The 18,851-nt window shown below is 69.4% G+C and carries 16 protein-coding genes; 9 read left to right on the forward strand and 7 right to left on the reverse strand.

The features are described 5' to 3' along the window. Positions 1–35: 35 nt before the first annotated feature. The 4 genes from ITJ69_RS04760 to ITJ69_RS04775 are packed head-to-tail and all read right to left on the reverse strand — an operon-like array spanning position 36 to position 4,740. Entirely contained in the window at positions 36–518 is a 483-nt protein-coding gene (locus tag ITJ69_RS04760; RefSeq protein WP_194672152.1) for a ribose-5-phosphate isomerase, read from the reverse strand. Further along, entirely contained in the window at positions 515–2,254 is a 1,740-nt protein-coding gene (locus ITJ69_RS04765; protein ID WP_194672153.1) for a dihydroxyacetone kinase family protein, read from the reverse strand. Before ITJ69_RS04765 ends, ITJ69_RS04760 begins: the two co-directional genes overlap by 4 nt. Before the next feature lie 11 nt (positions 2,255–2,265). Continuing rightward, positions 2,266–3,582 carry an MFS transporter gene (locus ITJ69_RS04770; protein ID WP_207895492.1) on the reverse strand — a complete coding sequence of 439 codons (1,317 nt, stop codon included), beginning with the start codon at positions 3,580–3,582 and terminating at the stop codon, positions 2,266–2,268. Positions 3,583–3,609: 27 nt separating this feature from the next. Beyond that, the gene (locus tag ITJ69_RS04775; protein WP_123672438.1) at positions 3,610–4,740 is read right to left on the reverse strand and encodes a zinc-binding dehydrogenase; all 1,131 of its coding nucleotides are present in this window, start codon (positions 4,738–4,740) and stop codon (positions 3,610–3,612) included. 105 nt (positions 4,741–4,845) lie between these two features. Here ITJ69_RS04775 and ITJ69_RS04780 point away from each other — a divergent pair, with 105 nt between their 5' ends. Together ITJ69_RS04780 and ITJ69_RS04785 are read left to right on the forward strand one after the other, a co-directional pair. Beyond that, entirely contained in the window at positions 4,846–5,658 is an 813-nt protein-coding gene (locus ITJ69_RS04780) for a GolD/DthD family dehydrogenase (protein WP_132099999.1), read from the forward strand. A 25-nt stretch (positions 5,659–5,683) separates the two neighbouring features. Then, complete coding sequence (locus tag ITJ69_RS04785; protein ID WP_111084401.1) at positions 5,684–6,646, forward strand: sugar-binding transcriptional regulator; 963 nt, start codon at positions 5,684–5,686, stop codon at positions 6,644–6,646. A 126-nt stretch (positions 6,647–6,772) separates the two neighbouring features. On the opposite strand, the gene ITJ69_RS04790 is transcribed toward ITJ69_RS04785, so the two are convergent. Beyond that, positions 6,773–7,297 (reverse strand): DinB family protein, encoded by a 525-nt coding sequence (locus tag ITJ69_RS04790; RefSeq protein WP_194672154.1) that lies wholly within the window; start codon positions 7,295–7,297, stop codon positions 6,773–6,775. 210 nt (positions 7,298–7,507) lie between these two features. On the opposite strand from ITJ69_RS04790, the gene ITJ69_RS04795 reads away from it, so the two are divergent. Next, positions 7,508–9,040 (forward strand): MFS transporter, encoded by a 1,533-nt coding sequence (locus ITJ69_RS04795; protein WP_123938534.1) that lies wholly within the window; start codon positions 7,508–7,510, stop codon positions 9,038–9,040. Between the two features lie 237 nt (positions 9,041–9,277). Here the strand turns inward: ITJ69_RS04795 and ITJ69_RS04800 are convergent, their stop codons facing one another. Beyond that, complete coding sequence (locus tag ITJ69_RS04800; RefSeq protein WP_194672155.1) at positions 9,278–10,306, reverse strand: GTP-binding protein; 1,029 nt, start codon at positions 10,304–10,306, stop codon at positions 9,278–9,280. A 57-nt stretch (positions 10,307–10,363) separates the two neighbouring features. Here ITJ69_RS04800 and ykgO point away from each other — a divergent pair, with 57 nt between their 5' ends. The 3 genes from ykgO (at position 10,364) to ITJ69_RS04815 (ending at position 13,395) form a co-directional block, all read left to right on the forward strand. After that, positions 10,364–10,486 carry a type B 50S ribosomal protein L36 gene (gene ykgO, locus ITJ69_RS04805; protein ID WP_131879438.1) on the forward strand — a complete coding sequence of 41 codons (123 nt, stop codon included), beginning with the start codon at positions 10,364–10,366 and terminating at the stop codon, positions 10,484–10,486. Positions 10,487–10,514: 28 nt separating this feature from the next. Then, positions 10,515–11,171 carry a histidine phosphatase family protein gene (locus tag ITJ69_RS04810; protein ID WP_194672156.1) on the forward strand — a complete coding sequence of 219 codons (657 nt, stop codon included), beginning with the start codon at positions 10,515–10,517 and terminating at the stop codon, positions 11,169–11,171. 187 nt (positions 11,172–11,358) lie between these two features. Continuing rightward, positions 11,359–13,395: a hypothetical protein gene (locus ITJ69_RS04815; protein WP_194672157.1), complete on the forward strand. Its 2,037-nt coding sequence runs from the start codon at positions 11,359–11,361 to the stop codon at positions 13,393–13,395. A 78-nt stretch (positions 13,396–13,473) separates the two neighbouring features. Here the strand turns inward: ITJ69_RS04815 and ITJ69_RS04820 are convergent, their stop codons facing one another. Beyond that, complete coding sequence (locus ITJ69_RS04820) at positions 13,474–15,234, reverse strand: glycerol-3-phosphate dehydrogenase/oxidase (RefSeq protein ID WP_194672158.1); 1,761 nt, start codon at positions 15,232–15,234, stop codon at positions 13,474–13,476. Between the two features lie 191 nt (positions 15,235–15,425). Between ITJ69_RS04820 and ITJ69_RS04825 the strand changes: the two genes are divergently transcribed. Genes ITJ69_RS04825 through ITJ69_RS04835 form a run of 3 tightly spaced genes read left to right on the forward strand, consistent with a single transcriptional unit; the run spans position 15,426 to position 18,839 of the window. Then, positions 15,426–16,388 carry a sugar-binding transcriptional regulator gene (locus tag ITJ69_RS04825; protein ID WP_165901120.1) on the forward strand — a complete coding sequence of 321 codons (963 nt, stop codon included), beginning with the start codon at positions 15,426–15,428 and terminating at the stop codon, positions 16,386–16,388. Positions 16,389–16,437: 49 nt separating this feature from the next. Beyond that, a complete protein-coding gene (locus ITJ69_RS04830) occupies positions 16,438–17,397 on the forward strand; it encodes a helix-turn-helix transcriptional regulator (protein WP_133937936.1) in 960 nt (319 codons plus the stop codon). 53 nt (positions 17,398–17,450) lie between these two features. Then, a complete protein-coding gene (locus tag ITJ69_RS04835; protein ID WP_194672159.1) occupies positions 17,451–18,839 on the forward strand; it encodes an FAD-binding oxidoreductase in 1,389 nt (462 codons plus the stop codon). Positions 18,840–18,851 lie beyond the last annotated feature (12 nt).

Below are 18,851 nucleotides of genomic sequence, written 5' to 3' on the forward strand. Positions count from 1 at the left end.
GTCCGGAACCTGGTTCCGCGGGAGTGCCGCCGCGCCTACGCCGAAGCGTCGACGCCGGCCGGCGCGCTGCCGTCGTACTCGCAGATGGCCTGGACCTTCGAGGCGCTCGCGCTCGTTCGGTCGAACTCGTAGCCCAACCACTCCTTCGCCATCCGGCGGGCGACCTCGACGCCGACGACCCGCTGGCCCATGCAGAGGACCTGGGCGTCGTTCGACAGGACCGAACGCTCGACGCTGAACGAGTCGTGCGCCGTGACGGCCCGGATGCCCGGGACCTTATTCGCCGCGATCGCGACACCGAGTCCGGTGCCGCAGATCAGGATCGCGCGGTCGGCTTCACCCGACGCGACGAGTCGCGCTGCGTCGACGGCCACGTGCGGGTACGCGGTGTGCCCGTCCGCGTCGACGCCGACATCGACGACCGACGCCACCCGCGGGTCGGCCTGCAGGTCCTGCTTGATGATCTCCTTGTAGTCGAACCCGGCATCGTCCGAGCCGATCACGAGACGGTACGTCATGCGTGTGTTCCTTCCTTGTCAGCACGGGCGGCGAGGACCTCGCCGACCCGCGTGAGGATCATCCCCATCGAGGTGGCACCCGCGTCGGGTGTCCCCAGGCTCTTCTCCGCCAGCGGCCGGGCACGCCCGACCTTCGGCGTGAGGTCGGCTGTCTTGTCGGCCTCGTCACGAGCGACTTCCGCTGCAGCCTGCCACGCGTCGGTGAGCGAGGAGCCAGCCGACACCGAGGTCCGCAGTGCATCCACGAACGGCAGCAGTGCGTCGAGCAGGGTCTTGTCCCCACGGGACGCCCCGCCCAGGTGGACGATCGAGTCGGCGAAGGCCTGCGCGGCCTCGACGACGTCGGACGCCTCGTACGCGGAGCGGTCGTCGCGCAGCGACCGTCCGAAGGCCTCGAGTGCCGCACCCCACAGGACTCCCGAGGTGCCGCCCGCGAACTCGGCCCACGCGTCACCGGCGCGTCCGAGGACGAAGGCGACCCCTGCCTCCTGGCCGACCCGGTCGACCGCCTTCCGGGCTGCGCCGATCCCCTTGACCATGCCGCGTCCGTGGTCGCCGTCGCCGGCGACCGCGTCGATGCGGCCGAGCTCCTGCTCGTGCTCCCGCAGGAGCGCGTCGATCGCCTCGATCGCGTCGCGTGCCGTCTGCGCGGCCTGCCGGGAGGCATCACTCGCGTCCGGCACGGCCGTCGCCTCGTCCTCGGCGTCGTCCACGGCGTCGGCCGGCAGCAACGCTGCGATCGGCGCGGCCGCCTTGCGGTACGCGGGCGTGTAGGTGTCGGCGCGCCACAGGGGGTCGAGCTCGTCGTCGAGCCACTGGAGGGTCAGCGAGCAGCCGCCCATGTCGAGGCTCGTGACGAGTTCGCCGACCTCGGGTTCGACGATCTCGAGGCCGGCGTCCCGCAGCAGCGGGAGGACGCGTCCCCAGAGCAGGAACAGTTCCTCGTACTTGGTGTCGCCGAGGCCGTTGAGGATCGGGGCGACCCGGGTGCCCGCGTTCGCCGGTCGGTCGGCGAGGAGTCGTTCGACGAGCAGCGCCGCGAGGTCGGTGGCGCGGAGCAGTGGGACGTCCTCGATGCCGGGTTCACCGTGGATGCCGAGCCCGAGTCCGAGGTGGCCGTCGGGCACGGTGAAGAGCGGCTCGGTGGCGCCGGGCATGGTGCACCCGGAGAACGCGACACCGATCGTGCGGGTGGCGGCGTTCGATGCATTGCCGAGGCGTTCGACCTCGTCGAGGTCCGCGCCCGCGGCGGCTGCGGCACCCATCGCCTTGAAGACCGAGAAGTCCCCGGCGATGCCACGACGCTTCGACTCCTCGTCGGCGCTCGCGATGTCGTCCGTGACCACGACGATCCGGGTGTCGATGCCCTCGGCACGCAGCCGCTCGGCGGCGAGCCCGAAGTTCATCGTGTCACCGGCGTAGTTGCCGAACGACAGCACGACGCCCTTCCCCTGGTCGGCCGCCTTGGCGACCGAGTACACCTGCGCGGTGGACGGCGAGGTGAAGACGTTGCCGACGACGGCGCCGGTGGCGAACCCCGGGCCGACGATCCCGCAGAACGCGGGGTAGTGGCCGGAACCGCCGCCGACGACCACCGCGACCTGGGGGTCGGCGCCCTCGGTGGGCAGGGTGACGACGCCGCCGTGGACGCCGCGGACGCGGTCGGCGTAGAGCGCGAGCCAGCCGGCGAGCTGGTCCTCGGCGAACTCGTCGGGGGCGTCGTGGATCGTGGTCATGCTGGAGTCCTTCAGTGGGAGGTGCGGGTGCCCTGCGGCACCTTGAGGAAGTGGATCATCACGAACGCGCAGGCGTACAGACCGACGAACGTCCAGGTCGCAGCCTGACCGCCACCGCCGAGTGCGAAGACCGCGGCGACCACACCGGTGCCGAGGAACGCCGCGCCACCGGCCGCCGTCGTGTACATCGCCATCGCGGCGCCCTTGTGCTCGGGGGCGAGCGCCGGCATGATCGCGCCCATCGGCACGAAGCCGGCGAGCAGGCAACCGAACACGCAACCGGCGACGACGGAGAGCACGTAGCCCCAGTCCGACCCGGCGGGGACGAGCTGCGGGACGTACCACCAGGCGATGAGGCCGAGGGCGGACCCGACGATGCCGAACCACTTGACGGTGCGCTGCCAGCCGATCTTGTCGCCGACCCAGCCGAACAGCGCGTTCACCAGGATGTTCGTCGCGTAGACGCACACGGTCATGAGCAGCCAGCGGCTCTGGCCCCACCCGCGCTCGTTCGCGATGACGGCGGGCAGGACGACGAACATGCCGAACTCGGGCGCGGTGTTGATCAGGCGGACCAGGAAGCCCATCAGGATCTTCGGCCGGGTGACGGTCAGACGGATGCCGCTCGTCAGCACCTGCCAGGCGCTCTCTCCGGCCGGTGCGATGCGGGAGAACCCGTTCGGCAGCCGCACGCCGAACAGCATGATGAGGAAGCCGATCACGACCAGGCCGATCGAGGCGACCATCGCGCCGGTCTCACCGATCGTGCCGCCGCCGAACACCGGGATGGCGCCGATCGCGAAGAGGGAACCGAGCGTCGGCAGGCCACCCGTGAAGGCGACGTAGAACCAGCCGACCGCCGAACCGTTCCGCTCGACCGGGGTGGTGATGTTCACCCAGACCAGGAACGCGAAGGCGAAGAGCGGGTAGCCGAAGCCCCGGACGGCGTAGGCGACGGCCGCGAACGGCACGCTGCCGATGTTCAGCGCGAGCAGGAACAGCACCTCGAAGACGACCCAGACGGCGAACCCGAGGATCATCACCCGGCGCGGCCCGATCAGGTCGGAGAGGGCGCCGGAGACGTAGCTGCCGATCAGGGCGGCGAGGCTGTAGAAGGTCACGATCGTCGCGACGGTGGCCTCGGGACTGCCGAGGACCGCGACCATGTGCGGGGTGATGAAGTTCGACTCGACGCCGTTCCCGGTCATGAAGACCAGGACGGCGACGAACCCGAGGGCGAGCGGGCGGGGGATCCCCATCCGGTCGAGGCGGCCCTCGGCGCGAGGGGTCGTGGGCGCACCGGTGGCGCGCTGTGTCGTCGTTGACATGCTTGCTGACTCCAGGGGTCGGCGGGCTCAGGCCTGCAGGGACGGGAGGATCGAGACCTTGACGCTCGCGCCGGCGGAGTCGCCGACCAGGTCGAGGGCCTCTTGGAACCGCTCGAGCGGGAACTGGTGCGTGCAGATCTCCGACATCGGCAGGGTCTCGGCCTCGAGCAGCTTGATCGCCGCCGGCCAGGTGTGCGGGCCGAGGTGGGCGCCCCGGACGTCGAGCTCCTTGTCGTCCGAGATGATCGACCAGTCGACGGAGACGGCGTCCTTGAACACCGAGTACTCGACGAAGGTGCCGAGCTTGCGCAGCAGGTTGAGGCCCTGGGGCACCGCCGACGGGTGGCCGGTCGCCTCGATGTAGACGTCGGCGCCGTAGCCGTCGGTCAGTTCCTTGACCCGGGCGACGGCGTCGTCCTCGGCGATGTTGATCGTCAGGTCCGCGCCGACCTTGCGTGCCAGCTCGAGCTTCGCCTCGACCACGTCGAGCGCGATGATCCGGAGCGGGTTCTTCTGTCGAGCACCGGCGATGGCGGAGAGGCCGATCGGTCCGGCGCCGGCGATCACGACGGTGTCGCCGAACTTGATGTCGCCCCGCTCGACGGCGTGGAACGCGCAGGACAGCGGCTCGGCGAACGCGGCGACCTGACCGGGCAGGGCGCTCGACACGGGGTGGGTCAGGGCCTTGGCGGGGACGAGCACGTACTCGGCCATCGCGCCGTCGTAGCCCTTGAAGCCGAACATGTCGTGGACGTTGCACATCCAGTACGCGCCTTCGAGGCAGTAGCGGCACTCCCAGCACGGCACGATCTGCTCGCACGCGATGCGGTCGCCGAGTGAGACCTTCCGCTTCGCCAGGGTGTCGTCGTCGCCGGACACGATCGTGCCGACGAACTCGTGCCCGGGGATGCGGTCCGTCTCGGCCCAGGCGGCGCGGTTCTCGTCACCCCAGAACTTCGCGGCGCCGTGGTAGCACTTCAGGTCGCTCGCGCAGATGCCGACGGCGTCGGTGCGGAGCAGGAGCTCGCCGGGGCCGGGCGTCGGCACGGGGCGTTCCTCGAGCCGGTAGTCGCCCGGGCCGTGGACGACGACGGCTCGCATCGTCGTGGGGATGGTCGTGGTGGCGGTCGTGGCCGCGTTCTCGGTCGTCGTCGACATGCGCTGCTCCTTCGTTGGATGGCTTCGGCGACGACTGTACACCTCGCAGAACGTTTGTCCAGAACACAATTTCTGCTAGGTTCGACCCGACGCAAAGGAGCGAACATGACGACCAGCACCACCACCGACTTCGCCGCAGCCCTGCGCCCGGGCCCGGACACCGTCGACCTGACGAACGACTTCACCGGCCGCACCGCAGTGGTGACCGGCGGCGCCTCCGGCATCGGGCACGCCATCGCCCGGGCACTCGCCGCACGGGGTGCGCGGGTCGCGATCGTCGACGTCCGTGCGGACGGCGCCACGACGGCGGCGGCCGACCTGCCGGCCGCGGGCCTCCATGCCGGGTTCGGCTGCGACGTGACGGACGAGACGTCCGTGGCGCGCACCGTCGCCGACGTCATCGCGCACTTCGGCCGCATCGACGTGCTCGTCAACTGCGCCGGGATCGCCGCACTCGCTCCGGCGGACGAACTGTCCGCCGAGACCTGGTCGAGGACGATCGACGTCAACCTGACCGGCACCTTCCGCGTCGCCCAGGCCGTCGGTCGGCACATGCTCGCCGCCGGGTACGGGCGCGTGGTGAACATCGCCTCGCAGGCCGCGCACGTCGGCATCGACGGGCACGCCGCCTACTGCGCCTCGAAGGCGGGCGTCATCGGACTCACCCGTGTGCTCGCGCTCGAGTGGGGCGGTCGCGGCGTCACCGTCAACACCGTGTCGCCGACCGTCGTCCTCACCGACCTCGGCCGTGCCGCGTGGGCGAACGAGAACGGCATCCGGCACCAGGACGAGATCCCCACCGGCCGCTTCGCCACCCCGGACGAGATCGCCGCCGCGGTGCTGTTCCTGGCGGGGGAGTCGAGCGCGATGGTGAACGGCGCCGACCTCCGGGTGGACGGCGGGTTCACGATCCGCTGAGGTGTGCCGGGGATACGATCGGCGCATGTCCGCCGAGAACCCTGCCGCCGAGGGTGCCCGGACCCGGTTCCCGCTCGACACCGTCTACCAGGCGGCGCGGATGTACTACCTCGAGGACGCCACCCAGGTCGAGATCGCCTCGCGCCTCGGTGTCTCGCGTCCGACGGTGTCGCGGCTCGTGGCCGAGGCGCGCAAGGCCGGACTCGTCCGCATCGAGGTCGTCGACCCGTTCCAGGACGAGACCGTCGCGCTCGCCGAACGGCTGCAGGTCGTGCTCGGCATCCGAGCGGTGCACCTGGCCGCCGTCACGCACACCGCCACGCTCGGCGCCGACCTCGCCGCGCCCCTGGCCGCTGCGGTCGAGGGCATGGGACTCGTCCCGGGTGACGCCGTCCTGATGTCGTCGGGCCGCACCGTGTACGACGTCGCACACGCCGGCATGCCGAGCCTGCCCGGCGTGCAGCTCGTCCCGACGGTTGGCGGGCAGGCCGACCCGATGCCGTGGTTCCAGACGAACGAGATCACCCGGACCGCTGCGGAGCACTCCGGAGCGATCCCCGCCTTCCTGTTCGCGCAGGCGCTGCCGTCGCCCGCGATGCGGTCCTCGCTCGACGAGGACCCGGCCTTCCAGCACGTCGTCGGGCTCTGGGGCCGGGCGAAGGGCGCGATCCTCGGCATCGGGGCGCCGACCCCGACGCGCGACGCCCTGGCGCGGGGCGTCCCCGTCGAGGACGCCGCGTTCGACCACGCCGCCGGTGACGTCTGCCTCAACTTCTACGCCGCGGACGGTTCGCCCATCGAGTTCCCCGGCAGCGACCGGATGGTCCGGACCTCACGCGAGGTCCTGTCCGGTGTGCCGCACGCCGTCGGCGTCGCCGTCGGCAGCGCCAAGGTCGGCAGCATCGTCGGCGCCGTGCGCGGAGGGCTCGTCAACGAGTTGGTGTCGGACGCCGCGACGGCCCGCGCCCTGCTCGACGCGCTCGCCTGAGCGGTCTGCTCGACGCCTGGCAGGTGCGCGTTCCTTCCCAGAACGGGCGCGATGGAAGGCGCTTTCGGGCATACCTGGTCGTTTCTTCGTGGCAGGTACGCCCGATTCCGGCAGGTACGCCCGAACCTAGTGCGTGCGCCGCACGTCCCACAGGTGGTGGACGGGGTCGTGCGCGTAGTACGTCGCGAGGCTCGCGACGGTGAAGGCGCTGCCGTCCGACCGCAGCCCCGTGCGCTGGAGCTGGTCGTCACGGACCTCGTCGAACGCCCGCGCTGCCCGGTGCGCGGCCTCGCCGAGCTCCCGGACGACGACGGCCGGGTCCTGCTCGCCGTACCGGTCCTGGACCGCCGTGGCGTCCTGGTCCCAGTTCGGGAACGTCGGGGCGTCCTCTGTGAGCATCAGGGCGAGCCGCTCGGTCATCTTCCGGTGCACGTCGCGCACGTGAGCGCCGTACTCGAGTGCCGACCAGGTGTGGTCGTCGGGACGCTCGCGCACGTCATCCCGGCCGAGTTCGGTCGGCCACGCGGTCGTGTTCGCGTCGATGATCCCCGGCACGTCGCGGATCGACACCGTGGTGCCGTCGTAGCCGCACTCGGGGCAGGTGCCCTCGATGACCCAGGTCCAGCTCTTCGTCTCGGGTTCGATCGCCATGCGCCGATGTTATGTCCTCGTTACTCAGCCTGGCGGATCCGCAGACGCATGCGGATCGGGCCCTCCCCCCGTTCGGGTGACACGCCGCTGCCTGGGAATCACCGGCCAATGACATTTCGGTCGCTCGGTAACGTCGCTCGCTGTTCCTGAGCCGGTCTCCACCGGCCCGAGCCGGTCCCTGCCGGCTCGTCACGATCCTCGAGGAGAGACATGGGCTCCGATCCCAGCCATACCCCGACCCGGCCGCACCGACGTCTGCGCGAGAGCGACGTCACCGTGGTCGACAAGAGCATGATGCGCCGCGCGGTGAGCGGCATGGTCGTCGGCAACACGATGGAGTGGTACGACGTCGGCGTCTACGGCTACCTGGCGGTCACGATGGGGAAGGTCTTCCTGCCGACCGCCGAGCCCGCCGTGCAGATCCTGTTCAGCCTCGGTGTCTTCGCTGCGACGTACATCGCCCGTCCGCTCGGCGGCATCGTCTTCGGCCGTCTCGGCGACCGCATCGGGCGCCAGAAGGTGCTCGCGACGACGCTCATCATGATGGCGGCGTCGACGTTCCTCATCGGAGCGCTGCCCGCCTACGCGACGATCGGGGTGTTCGCACCGATCGTGCTGGTCGTGCTGAAGCTGGCGCAGGGGTTCTCCACCGGCGGTGAGTACGCCGGCGCGACGACCTTCGTGACCGAGTACGCCCCGGACCGTCGCCGCGGGTTCTTCGCGAGCATCCTGGACTTCGGCAGCTACCTGGGCTTCGCGCTCGGAGCGACCGTGGTCTCGGTGCTGCAGATCACCCTCGGCGAGGACGCGATGGTCGCCTACGGCTGGCGCTTCCCGTTCCTGGCGGCCGGTGTGATCGGCGTCGTCGCGATCTGGTTCCGTCTGCGCATCGAGGAGTCGCCGGTGTTCCAGGCGACCCAGGCCGCGCAGGAGGCCGCGTCCGAGACCCGCGCGTCCTTCGACGGGGAGCGTCCCGCGAACGTGCTCGTGATGGTCCGAGACCACTGGCGGCCGATCGTCATCGCGATCATGCTCGTCGCGGCGTCGAACACCGTCGGGTACGCCCTGACCTCGTACATGCCGACCTACCTGACCGACTCGCTCGGGTACTCGCCGCTCGACGGCACACTGCTGACGATCCCGGTGCTCCTGCTCCTGGCGGTCATGCTCCCGCTCACCGGCAAGCTGTCCGACAAGCTCGGTCGACGCGTCGTGATGTGGATCGGTGCCGCGACGACCGTGGTGCTCGTCGTGCCGGCGTTCATGCTGATCGGGCACGGTGCGCAGTGGTCCACGCTGGCCGGACTCGGGCTGCTCGCACTGATGACCGCGCTGTGGGTCTCGAACCAGGCTGCGTCGCTGCCGGCGCTGTTCCCGACCTCGACGCGGTACGGCGGCATGGGCTTCGCCTACAACATCGCCATCGCGGTCTTCGGTGGGACCACGCCCCTGATCGTGCAGGCGCTGCTGACCGTGACCGGGGACGAGCTCGCTCCCGCGTACTTCCTGATGGCGATGAGCGTGGTCGGTGCGATCGGCGTCTTCTGCATGAAGGAGTCCTCGCGCCGTCCGCTGCCGGGTTCGATGCCGGCAGTGGAGACCGAGGCCGAGGCGAAGGAGCTCGTGCTCACGCAGGACACGAACCCGAACCTGGACCTGGGAGACCTGCCGTTCGCCGCGCAGGACGCTGCCGCCCGGGCCGCGGGCGACGCCGCCGAAGCCGAGGCCGTGCCGACGCGCTGACCCTGGGGGCGCTCGCGACGTGACCACGGACGGGAGGCGCGGTGCAGGTCCGACCTGCACCGCGCCTCCCGTCTGTGCGTGCGCATGCTGCGACGATCCACGCGTCGATCGACTCGTGTTCTGTCGGAAGATGCGCACGCACCGGATGCGTCCGCATGGTGCGACGATCCACGCGTCGATCGACTCGTGTTCTGTCGGAAGATGCGCACGCACGGACGCGCCCCAGCCGCACTCGCCTCACTCGTGCCGGTGCTCCGACGCCGGGTCCACCGCCGGCCACACGGGGAACGGGTCCGCCCACCCGCGCCACAGGTCCGGCCCGGCCAGCAGCTCCAGCGGCGTGAGCAGCGCCCCGTCGAGGGCACGTTCGATCGCCCGCACGTCGAGCCGCTCGCCGACGAACCACAGCGCCTGCCCGATCGGGGCGTCGGCGTCCCACGACGGGTTCGCGGTGGGGTCGAGCGCGAGCATCGCCCCGAAGCTTGACCACGAGCCGACGTGGTCCGGGCGTGACGCCAGCCGGAAGAACCCCTTCGAGCGGAGCACCCGGCCCGAGCTACCGGCGGCCAGGTCCCGCTCGATCACGGTGGCCAGTCGCCCGGGGTGGAACGGCAGCGGCTCCCGGTAGCGCATCGCGACCAGGTCGTCGCGGGCGTCCCGGCCGGTGTCGGCTCCGCTCGACAGGGCGCGCATCCACCCGGCGCCCGAGGCAAGGACCCGAGCGGCCCCGCCGTTCGACGCGGGCAGGTCGCGCGCGGTCCGGAGTGCGGGCAGCGCCACGATCACGGCCTGTGGCGCGAGCCGGTGCAGCAGCGCGACCAGTGCGCGACGGCGGCGCAGGGAGAGTGGCGCGAGACGGTCGAGCGCGATGACGGTCGCGTACTCGACGAGGGACGCCACCCGGTCGGCGGCCACGAACGCGTCGTCGACGTCGGACCACAGCAGGTGGGCGACGTCGTCGGCGCGCAGCACCCCGACCACGTGTCGGAGCACCCGGTCGTCGCCGGTCTCGCTCCGGGCGGCGTTCGCGAGCATCATGCCCACGGCGCGGGCGTCGGAGCCGGGTCGCAGGGTGACGACGAGGCCGTGGTCGGCGTCGGGGCCGCAGGCGCGGTCGAGGTGGTCAGCCCGCTCGGCGACCGCGCGGGCCGCTGCGAACGCGCTCCCGTCCACGTGCATCCGGTGCCCGGTGGTGATCCGGGCGGCGACGCGGTCGGCGTCGGCCTCGTGGAGGGCGGTGACGAGGGTGATGGCAGCAGCACGCATGTCGGGTACCCTACCTGAAAACCGTTCTCAACAAGAGAGCGCCGACGGAGGAGAACCATGAAGGTCCGCAACTCGCTCAAGGCACTGAAGAAGATCCCCGGCTCGCAGGTCGTCCGTCGCCGCGGCCGGGCCTACGTCATCAACAAGCAGAACCCCCGCTGGAACACCCGCCAGGGCTGACGTCGGCGGTGGTCCGTAGGGTGGATCCATGCGACTGCTGCTCATCCGCCACGGCCAGACCCCCGCGAACGTGAACGGTGTCCTCGACGCCGTGGTGCCCGGACCCGGCCTGACCGAGCTCGGCCAGCAGCAGGCGGATGCCCTGCCGGCAGCCCTGGCCGACCGGGGGATCGAGCGGCTCTTCGCCTCCACCATGGTCCGGACGCAGATCACCGCGGCACCCCTGGCGGCGTCGCTCGGGCTCGAGCCCGTCGTGCTGCCCGGTCTGCGTGAGATCGAGGCCGGGGACACCCAGGGCAAGAGCGACACGGTGTCCGTGCAGCTGTACATCTCGACGGTGCACGGCTGGTCCGGCGGGGACCGCACGACCCGGATGCCCGGGGCGGAGAGCGGGCTCGAGTTCTTCGAGCGGTACGACGACGCCGTGCGGCAGATCGAGGCCACCGGCGTCGGCGTGGCGGCGGCGGTGAGTCACGGTGCGGCGATCCGTACCTGGGCGAGCGCGGCCGCCGACAACACCCCTGACCACTTCGGCACCAAGCGCCACCTGGAGAACACCGGCATCGTCGAGCTCGAGGGGTCCTTCGCCGACGGCTGGCACCTGGTCGACTGGGAGGGCGAGCCGATCGGTGGTGACCAGCTCATCGACCGCACCGCGCTGGACCCGACCGGCGAGCGCTACTGACGCGCGGGCGAAACTGTCCCAAACCGATCGATGGCTCGCGGCGGCTCGACCGTTGACTCCGGAGGAAATCCCGACGGTTCGCTGCCCCGCGACGCTGACACATAGCCCCCAGATAGGGGTAACTGCGGCGTTTCCGCGTCGGAAGCGGTCGCTCAGGGTGACGTGATGTGTGAGAATTACTCCACGCATGAAGAAGGATGACCCAGTGACCAGTTCCCTCGTGGGCTACGCAGTGCTGCGCGCTAACTATAATGCAAATTCCGGGAGCTATTTAGACAATTTTGTAGGGTTTGTGCTCGATGCGCTCGCGGCGAGTCACCCACGCTTTCTGCAGCGGGATGAGATAGCCGAGCAGATTCGCTCAGAGTACGGGATCGCAATCCCCGACCTTGTGGTCGGTCAGCTTCTACGTAGAATGCGAAAGCAGAAGTTGACGGAAGAAGCGGCGCAGGATTGCTATACCGTGACAGCGGAGGGCCATAGCCGAGCGCCTGCAATCCAGGAGCTAGCCACTGGTTATAGAGCACAGCAGGCGGAGCTTGAGTATCATTTCCGAGAATTCGTCGCTAAGAAGTTTCCTGAGCATATGGAAATTCTGACACAGGATGTCGGAGCGGCTTTGCAGTCGTACTTCGAGCAGCACGCTGTCCCGCTTTTGAGTCGTAGCATCAAGGGTGCTCCTTTGAAAATCGAAAGCCGGGCAGGCTTCGATTACCTCATATCCGGCTTCGTTGCCGAGCTTGCTGAGATCGACCAGGGGCGATTCAACTACGTTGTCGAGGCTTCGAAGGGAGCAATCCTCGCTGCGGTACTCGAAATGGATACCTCCGGCTTCAAGGACTCGCTGGTTGGTCTTCAGATCTATTTTGATACTCCGGTGGTCATCAATGCCCTCGGGTTCGCCGGGGAAGTTCTGCAACGTGCCGCCACTCAGACGATTAAACTGGCCCAATCGCAAGGTGCTCAATCACTTCTCTTCACTCACTCGATGAAGGAAATAAGGGGAATCCTGAACGGCGCACAGTCTTCTCTGCGGGCAGGGTCCCGATCGATGTCGACTAGCGCCGTCTACCTACACTTTGTTGAGAGCGGTTACTCTGCAGTAGATGTTATGGAGATCGAGGAGTCTCTCGAGGAGAGAATAGCAGAACTCGGACTATCCGTCGTGGGTAAGCCAGCAAATTACGCGACGTTTGGTCTCGATGAAGCGCGGCTTGATAACCAGTTGCAGGAAGTTGTTCGGTATCGAGAGGCCGCGACGCGGCTGTATGACGTTGATTCTCTCTCCGCAATTCACCGACTTCGCGAGGGCAGTGTTCCGCAGAAGTTTGAACGAGCCAAAGCAATATTCGTGACATCTAATAGCGCCCTCGTGAGAGCCGCGCGCGAGTTTAGCGCCACAGACCGAAGGGCCAAGTTTCCCCTCGCTCTACACGACACTGCGGCGGCGGCGATTCTCTGGGTGCGTAGTGCATCGATGGAAGATGAAGTGCCGAGAGAGCAGCTCCTAGCTACCGCCTACGCGTCGATGCAACCTAATCAGACGTTGTGGGCGAAATACCTCGAGGAGATTAATCGACTCGAGGCTCGGGCTGAGGTTAGTGCTGATGAGGCCGCCGTGCTGCGTGCGACGACGGTGGCTCGCGAAGCTCTTATGGACGAGACGCTCGGGGACGGGGAGCTGATGACTGCAGACCTCCCGCTTCACGTTCTGGATCGCGTCAGAAGTGGTATTGAAACCCCACTCAAGGCACTGGTTGAAAAGTTCGAGGTCGCTCACGCGACTGCAGCTGTTGCGTCCATTGAGTATGCTCAGGCCGCAGCGGAAGAAGCGGATGCGCGCAAAAGGGTCGAAGCGGATCTTGCCAGCATGAATGCTCGCCTGGCAGAGAGCGAGAAGCAGGCTGCTGAGCTCAAGCGGAAACAGTTGAGCACCCTGGATTCAAGAGTTGCTAAGACAACTCGAGTCTCGGTGAGAATAGGCTTGTCGCTCGTGTTTGCATCCATCGTGATAATTGCGTTCGTGATTGCTTTGAAGTCGTTTGTGGGAAATGAGATAGAACACAATCTAATATTTGCGAGTGTCATGGCTGGGCTGGCTATTCTGGGGCTCGTGCCGCAGTTCTTCCCTGGGTCAATACTCGAATGGCTCAGGCCGCTAGAAAACTCGATAATAGCGCGGCGGAAAAAGAATGGGAGAAAGAAGCTCGGATTCGACGAGTAAGAACTGCGAATGAGGGCTGGCAGAAGAGGCCCGGTACCAGCTGGTACCGGGCCTCCCGTCTGAATGCGGTCGCGTCGACTACGCGAGCTGCGACGCCGACGCCTGTGCCGTTGCGGACGTCAGCGGCACGATCACACGGTGCGCCTCGCGCAGCACGTCGAGCGTGCGCTGGACCTCGTCCGCGCGCTCCTCGGGCGTCCAGTCGAGCGCCCCGGCGAGCACGTCGGCCAGCTCGTCGAGCAGGTCGATCGTGACACCGCCGACGAACGCCAGGTTCGTGCGGCGCAGCACCACGTCGACCAGGTGGACGGCCTGCTCGTGCTCGGCGAAGTACGCGACCTCGGCGCGGGTGAGCGACGGGTCGGACTCGAGCGCCTCGACGGGGCCGTCGGTCAGGACGTCCACGACCTCGGCGGCACGGGTGCCGTAGCGCTCCAGCAGGCCTTCGACCAGGGACTCGTCCAGACCGTCACGGTGCGAGGTGATCCACAGGGCGCGCTGCGCGTCGGTGGTCGGGAACTCCTTGCCACCGCCGATCGCCATGCCGGTGGTGTCGACCTTGCGGGTCATCCCGAGCTTCGTGGTGGCCTCGGTCGACAGGTGCGCGGCGAGGGCGCGGAACGTCGTCCACTTGCCGCCGACGAGCGACAGCACGGTCGACTTCGGCAGCCCGGCGATCTGGGTGTCCACGATCCGGTAGTCACGCGAGACGAAGCCGGGGGCGGTGTCCTCGTGGCGGGGGAGCGGGCGGATGCCGGAGTAGCTGTAGACGATGTGGTCGCGGGTGACGTCGATCTGCGGGAACACGTGCTTCACGAGCCCGAAGAAGTAGTCGATCTCCTCGTCGGTGGTCGTGACCGGCTTCGAGGGGTCGGCGTCGATGTCGGTCGTGCCGATGAGGACCCGGCCCTTGAGCGGGTAGATGAGGACGATGCGTCCGTCGTCGTTCTCGAAGAACAGCTCGCGGCCCTTGGTGGCCTCGAGCAGCTCGTCGTTCTGGACGACGATGTGCGAGCCCTTCGTGCCGCCCATGAACTTCGTCTCGCCGCCGAACGCCTCGTTCGTCAGGTCGGTCCAGGGGCCGGATGCGTTGATGACGACCTCGGCGGTGAACACGAACTCCTCGCCGGTCTCGCGGTCGCGCAGCAGCACGCCGCCGTCGCGGGTGCCGGCTGCCTCGACGTAGTTCGTCGCGCGGGCGGTCCCGGCGGAGCCGGTCCCGGTGCCTGCGGCGATGCCGTCCTTGAGGACGTCGAGGGCCAGGCGCTCGGGCTCGTGCACGCTCGCGTCGTAGTAGGTGCCGGTGTACTTCAGGTCCTTGTTGAGGGCGGGCATGTCCTCGAGCGCGGCCTTCTTGGTGCGGAAGACGTGCTTCGGGACGGAGCCGCCGTCGCGCGAGAAGGAGTCGTAGATCGTCATGCCGATCTTGATGAGCATCGCGCCGCGCTCCTTGGTGGAGCGCTGCTTGTGCGTCAGCATGCGCAGCGGGGCGTTCATGATGCCGGAGAACGTCGAGAAGATCGGCATCGTGGTCTGCAGCGGCTTGACGTAGTGCGGGGCGATGCGGATGAGGCCGTTGCGCTCCTGGACGCTCTCGCGCACCAGGCGGAACTCGCCGTTCTCGAGGTAGCGGATGCCGCCGTGGATCATGTGGCTCGACGCGGCGGACGCACCGGAGGCGTAGTCGCCGCGCTCGACCAGGGCGACGTCGACGCCCTGCAGCGCGAGGTCGCGGAACGTGGCGATGCCGTTGATGCCGCCGCCGACGACGAGGACCTGCGCGTTCGGGCGCTCGGTGAGGGCGGTCACCGTGTTCCGGGGCTGTGTCTTCTTCGACATGGTTCGTCGCTTCCTTCGTCGGTTCTCGTGGTCAGGATCGATCGTGCGCCGGTTTGGGAGGTCGGGCAACTTGCATGCACGAACGTGCAGCACACGTGTCGTGCGCTCCGATCCGGGGGCCGGGAGGCGCGACAGGGGTTGCAGATGCCGTGCACGTCCGTGCATGGTTGCGTTCGACAGAACGGAGCACCATGAGCGATGCGGCTCAGCCCATGCGCACGCAGCAGGCGCTGCGCGCCGCCCACCTGTACTACCTGCAGGACCTGACGATGGACGCCATCGCGGACGAACTCGCCACCTCGCGCTCCTCGGTGTCGCGCCTGCTGAAGTACGCCAGGGACACCGGCCTCGTCGACATCCAGATCCGCTCACCCCTCGACCAGGCGGCCGCGCTGAGCCGCAGCATCCGCTCGCGGTTCGGCGTGCACGCGCACGTCGTCCCGGTGCCGGACCACACGAGCGACGTCGACCGCCTGGAACGGGTCGCCCTGTCCGCCGCCCGGATCCTGACGCAGTACGTCGAGTCGAACATGGTGATCGGGATCTCGTGGGGCTCGACGGTGAGCGCGGTCAGCCGGTACCTCGTGCCGAAGACCACGCACGGCTCGACGATCGTGCAGATCAACGGCGCCGCGAACACACGGACCACGGGCATCGTCTACGCCTCGGAGATCCTGCGGCGGTTCGGCGAGGCGTACGGCGCGTTCGTGCAGCAGTTCCCGGTGCCCGCGTTCTTCGACGACCCCGCCACGAAGGAGGCGCTGTTCCGCGAGCGGTCGATCCGCCGTGTGCTCGACCTGCACGAGCGGATGGACCTGGTGGTGTTCGGTGTGGGCGCCCCGCAGGCCCCGGTGCCGTCGCACGTGTACTCCGGCGGCTACCTCGACCCCGCGGACCGCGACGAGCTCACGAAGGCCCAGGTCGTCGGGGACGTCTCGACGGTGTTCTACCGGGCCGACGGGTCGTGGCGGGACATCGGCGTGAACGCGCGCGCCGGCGGGCCGGACCTCGACACCATCAAGCGCGCGCCCCGTCGGGTGTGCGTCGTCGCGGGCCGCTCGAAGGCCGCGTCGTTGCGGGGTGCGCTGGCGTCCGGGCTCGTCACGGACCTGATCCTGGACGAGAGCGTCGGGCAGGCGATCCTGCAGCCCTGAGTCAGGATGTGACCCGGTTCTGTCGGGGGTGCCGGGTACGGTCTCGGCCATGGTGATCTCGATGGACCGACCGGGCGGCCGGTACTCCCGTCGCGTGGTCGGCACGGACGTCGACCAGGCGCTCGCGTTCTTCGGGCGCGACTACGACTTCCGGGCGCCCGCGGTCCGGCGCACCCGCCCCACCGCGCACTGGGACTTCGCCGGAGTCGGCGACGACCGGATGTCGCTGCGGTCGTCGCGGTTCATGGTCGACCTGCGCAGCGAGAGCCAGGTCGACGACGAGTTCCTGGTGGCCTGGATGCGGAGTGGCTCCAGCCGGATCACCTGCGGCGGCGAGACCTGGGCGCTCGAAGCCGGCGTGCCCGTCGTGCTGCCGTTCGCCGAGCCGTACTCCCTGCACCACCGCGACATCGCGCTGAACCTCGTGCACCTGGACCGCGACTTCGTCCGGGCGCTGGTCGGCGAGGACGACTTCGCCTTCGAGCCGATGCAGCGCCCGACGGCTGCGGGCACGGCCGCGTGGCAGGACGTGGTCCGGACGCACTCGTCGACGTGGCTCGACGTGGACCACGACCTCGACCCGATCGCGCAGCGCGACATCGCCGAGGCCTTCGCGACCGCTGCGATCCGTGCGTTCCCGCAGCGCGATCGCTGGCGCTCGACCGTGGCCGGCGGCGGTCCGGAGCACGGCCGCGTCCGCCGGGCGCTCGACTTCGTGCACGAGCACGCCCGCGAACCCATCGGCACACCCGAGATCGCCGCGGCGGCGGGGCTCAGCCCGCGCGGGCTGCAGCAGTCCCTGCGACGGCACCTCGACCAGACGCCCGGCGACCTGCTGCGCGAGGTGCGGCTCGACGGTGCGCGGGCGGACCTGCTCGGGGGTGCGCGCGACGAGACCTCGGTGGCCGAGATCGCCCGGTCGTGGGGCTTCGGGCACCTCGGGCGGTTCTCGGCGACGTACCGTGCCCGCTTCGGCGAGCTGCCGAGCGAGTCGCTCCGCACGCGCTGACCGCCGCGGGGCACCGAGCCGGGGAGTCCACCCGGCGGCGGTAGCGTGACGACATGGACACCGTCGTCACCGCGCTCCGCTCCGCACTGCAGGACCCCGACGGCACCGTCGTCCGGACCGAACCGGGCGTGCTCGACGCCGCGCGGACCGACAAGTCCGGCTGGATCGCACCCGGCGGTCCGGTCGCCGTCGTCGAGGCCCGCACCGTCGAACACGTGCAGGCGACACTCCGGACCTGCTCGGCCCTGGGCGTCCCCGTCGTCCCGCGCGGCGCCGGCACCGGTCTGGCGGGTGGCGCGAACGGCACCGAGGGCACGGTGGTCCTCAGCGTCGCGCGGATGGACCGCATCGTCGAGGTGTCCGTCGAGGACGAACTCGCCGTCGTCGAACCCGGGGTGCTCAACGGTGCGCTGAACGCCGCCGTCGCCGAGCACGGGCTGCGCTTCGCACCGGACCCCGCGAGCGCGGCGATCGCGAGCGTCGGCGGGAACATCGCCACGAACGCCGGTGGTCTGCGGTGCGTGAAGTACGGCGTCACGCGCGAGGCCGTGCTCGGGCTCGACGTCGTGCTGGCGGACGGCCGGCTCGTGTCGACCGGCCACCGCACCGTCAAGGGCGTGACCGGTCTCGACCTGACGGCGCTGCTCGTCGGGTCCGAGGGCACGCTCGGCGTCATCGTCGGCGCGACGGTCCGACTCGTCCCGATCCCGGCGGGTGAGCCCGCGACGCTCGGGGCCGTCTACCCGTCGGTGCAGCAGGCCGCCGCGGCGGCAGCGGCCGTGGTGGCGGGAGTGGACCGGCCGTCGACGGTCGAGCTGCTGGACGCCCTCGCCCTCGAGGGGATCGCGGCGTACCTCGGATCCGAGGTGATCGTCGAGACGGTGGGGAGCACCGCGGCGGGCGGGGTCTTCCTGCTCGTGGAGTTCGACGGTCCGGGCGCGACCGAGGCCGCGCTGGGAGCCGTGCCGCGCCTCCAGGCCGAGGGCGGAACCGTGCACCTGGCCGGGTCGGCGGCGGAACGCGAGCGCCTGCTGACGATCCGCCGGTCCTTCCACGCCGCGATGGAGTCGCGAGGCCGGGTGCTCATCGAGGACGTCGCCGTGCCGCGCAGCCGGCTCGCCGAGATGTTCGCCCGCGTGGAGGAGATCGGTCGCGAACACGGTGTCCCGATCCCGACCGTGGCGCACGCCGGCGACGGCAACCTGCACCCGAACTTCGTCTTCGACGGCGACGAGGTGCCGGCTCACGTCTGGGACGCCGCTGATGCGATGTTCCGTGCCGCGATCGAGTTGGGCGGGACACTGACCGGCGAGCACGGCGTGGGGGTGTTGAAGCGTCGGTGGATCGGTGACGAGCTCGGCGACGACGTGCTCGAGCTGCAGCGGGGGATCCGACGGGTGTTCGACCCGGCAGGCATCCTGAACCCGGGCAAGGTCTTCTGAGCGACTGATCGC

Source organism: Curtobacterium sp. VKM Ac-2887 (genome assembly GCF_015350935.1).
Taxonomy (GTDB): domain Bacteria; phylum Actinomycetota; class Actinomycetes; order Actinomycetales; family Microbacteriaceae; genus Curtobacterium.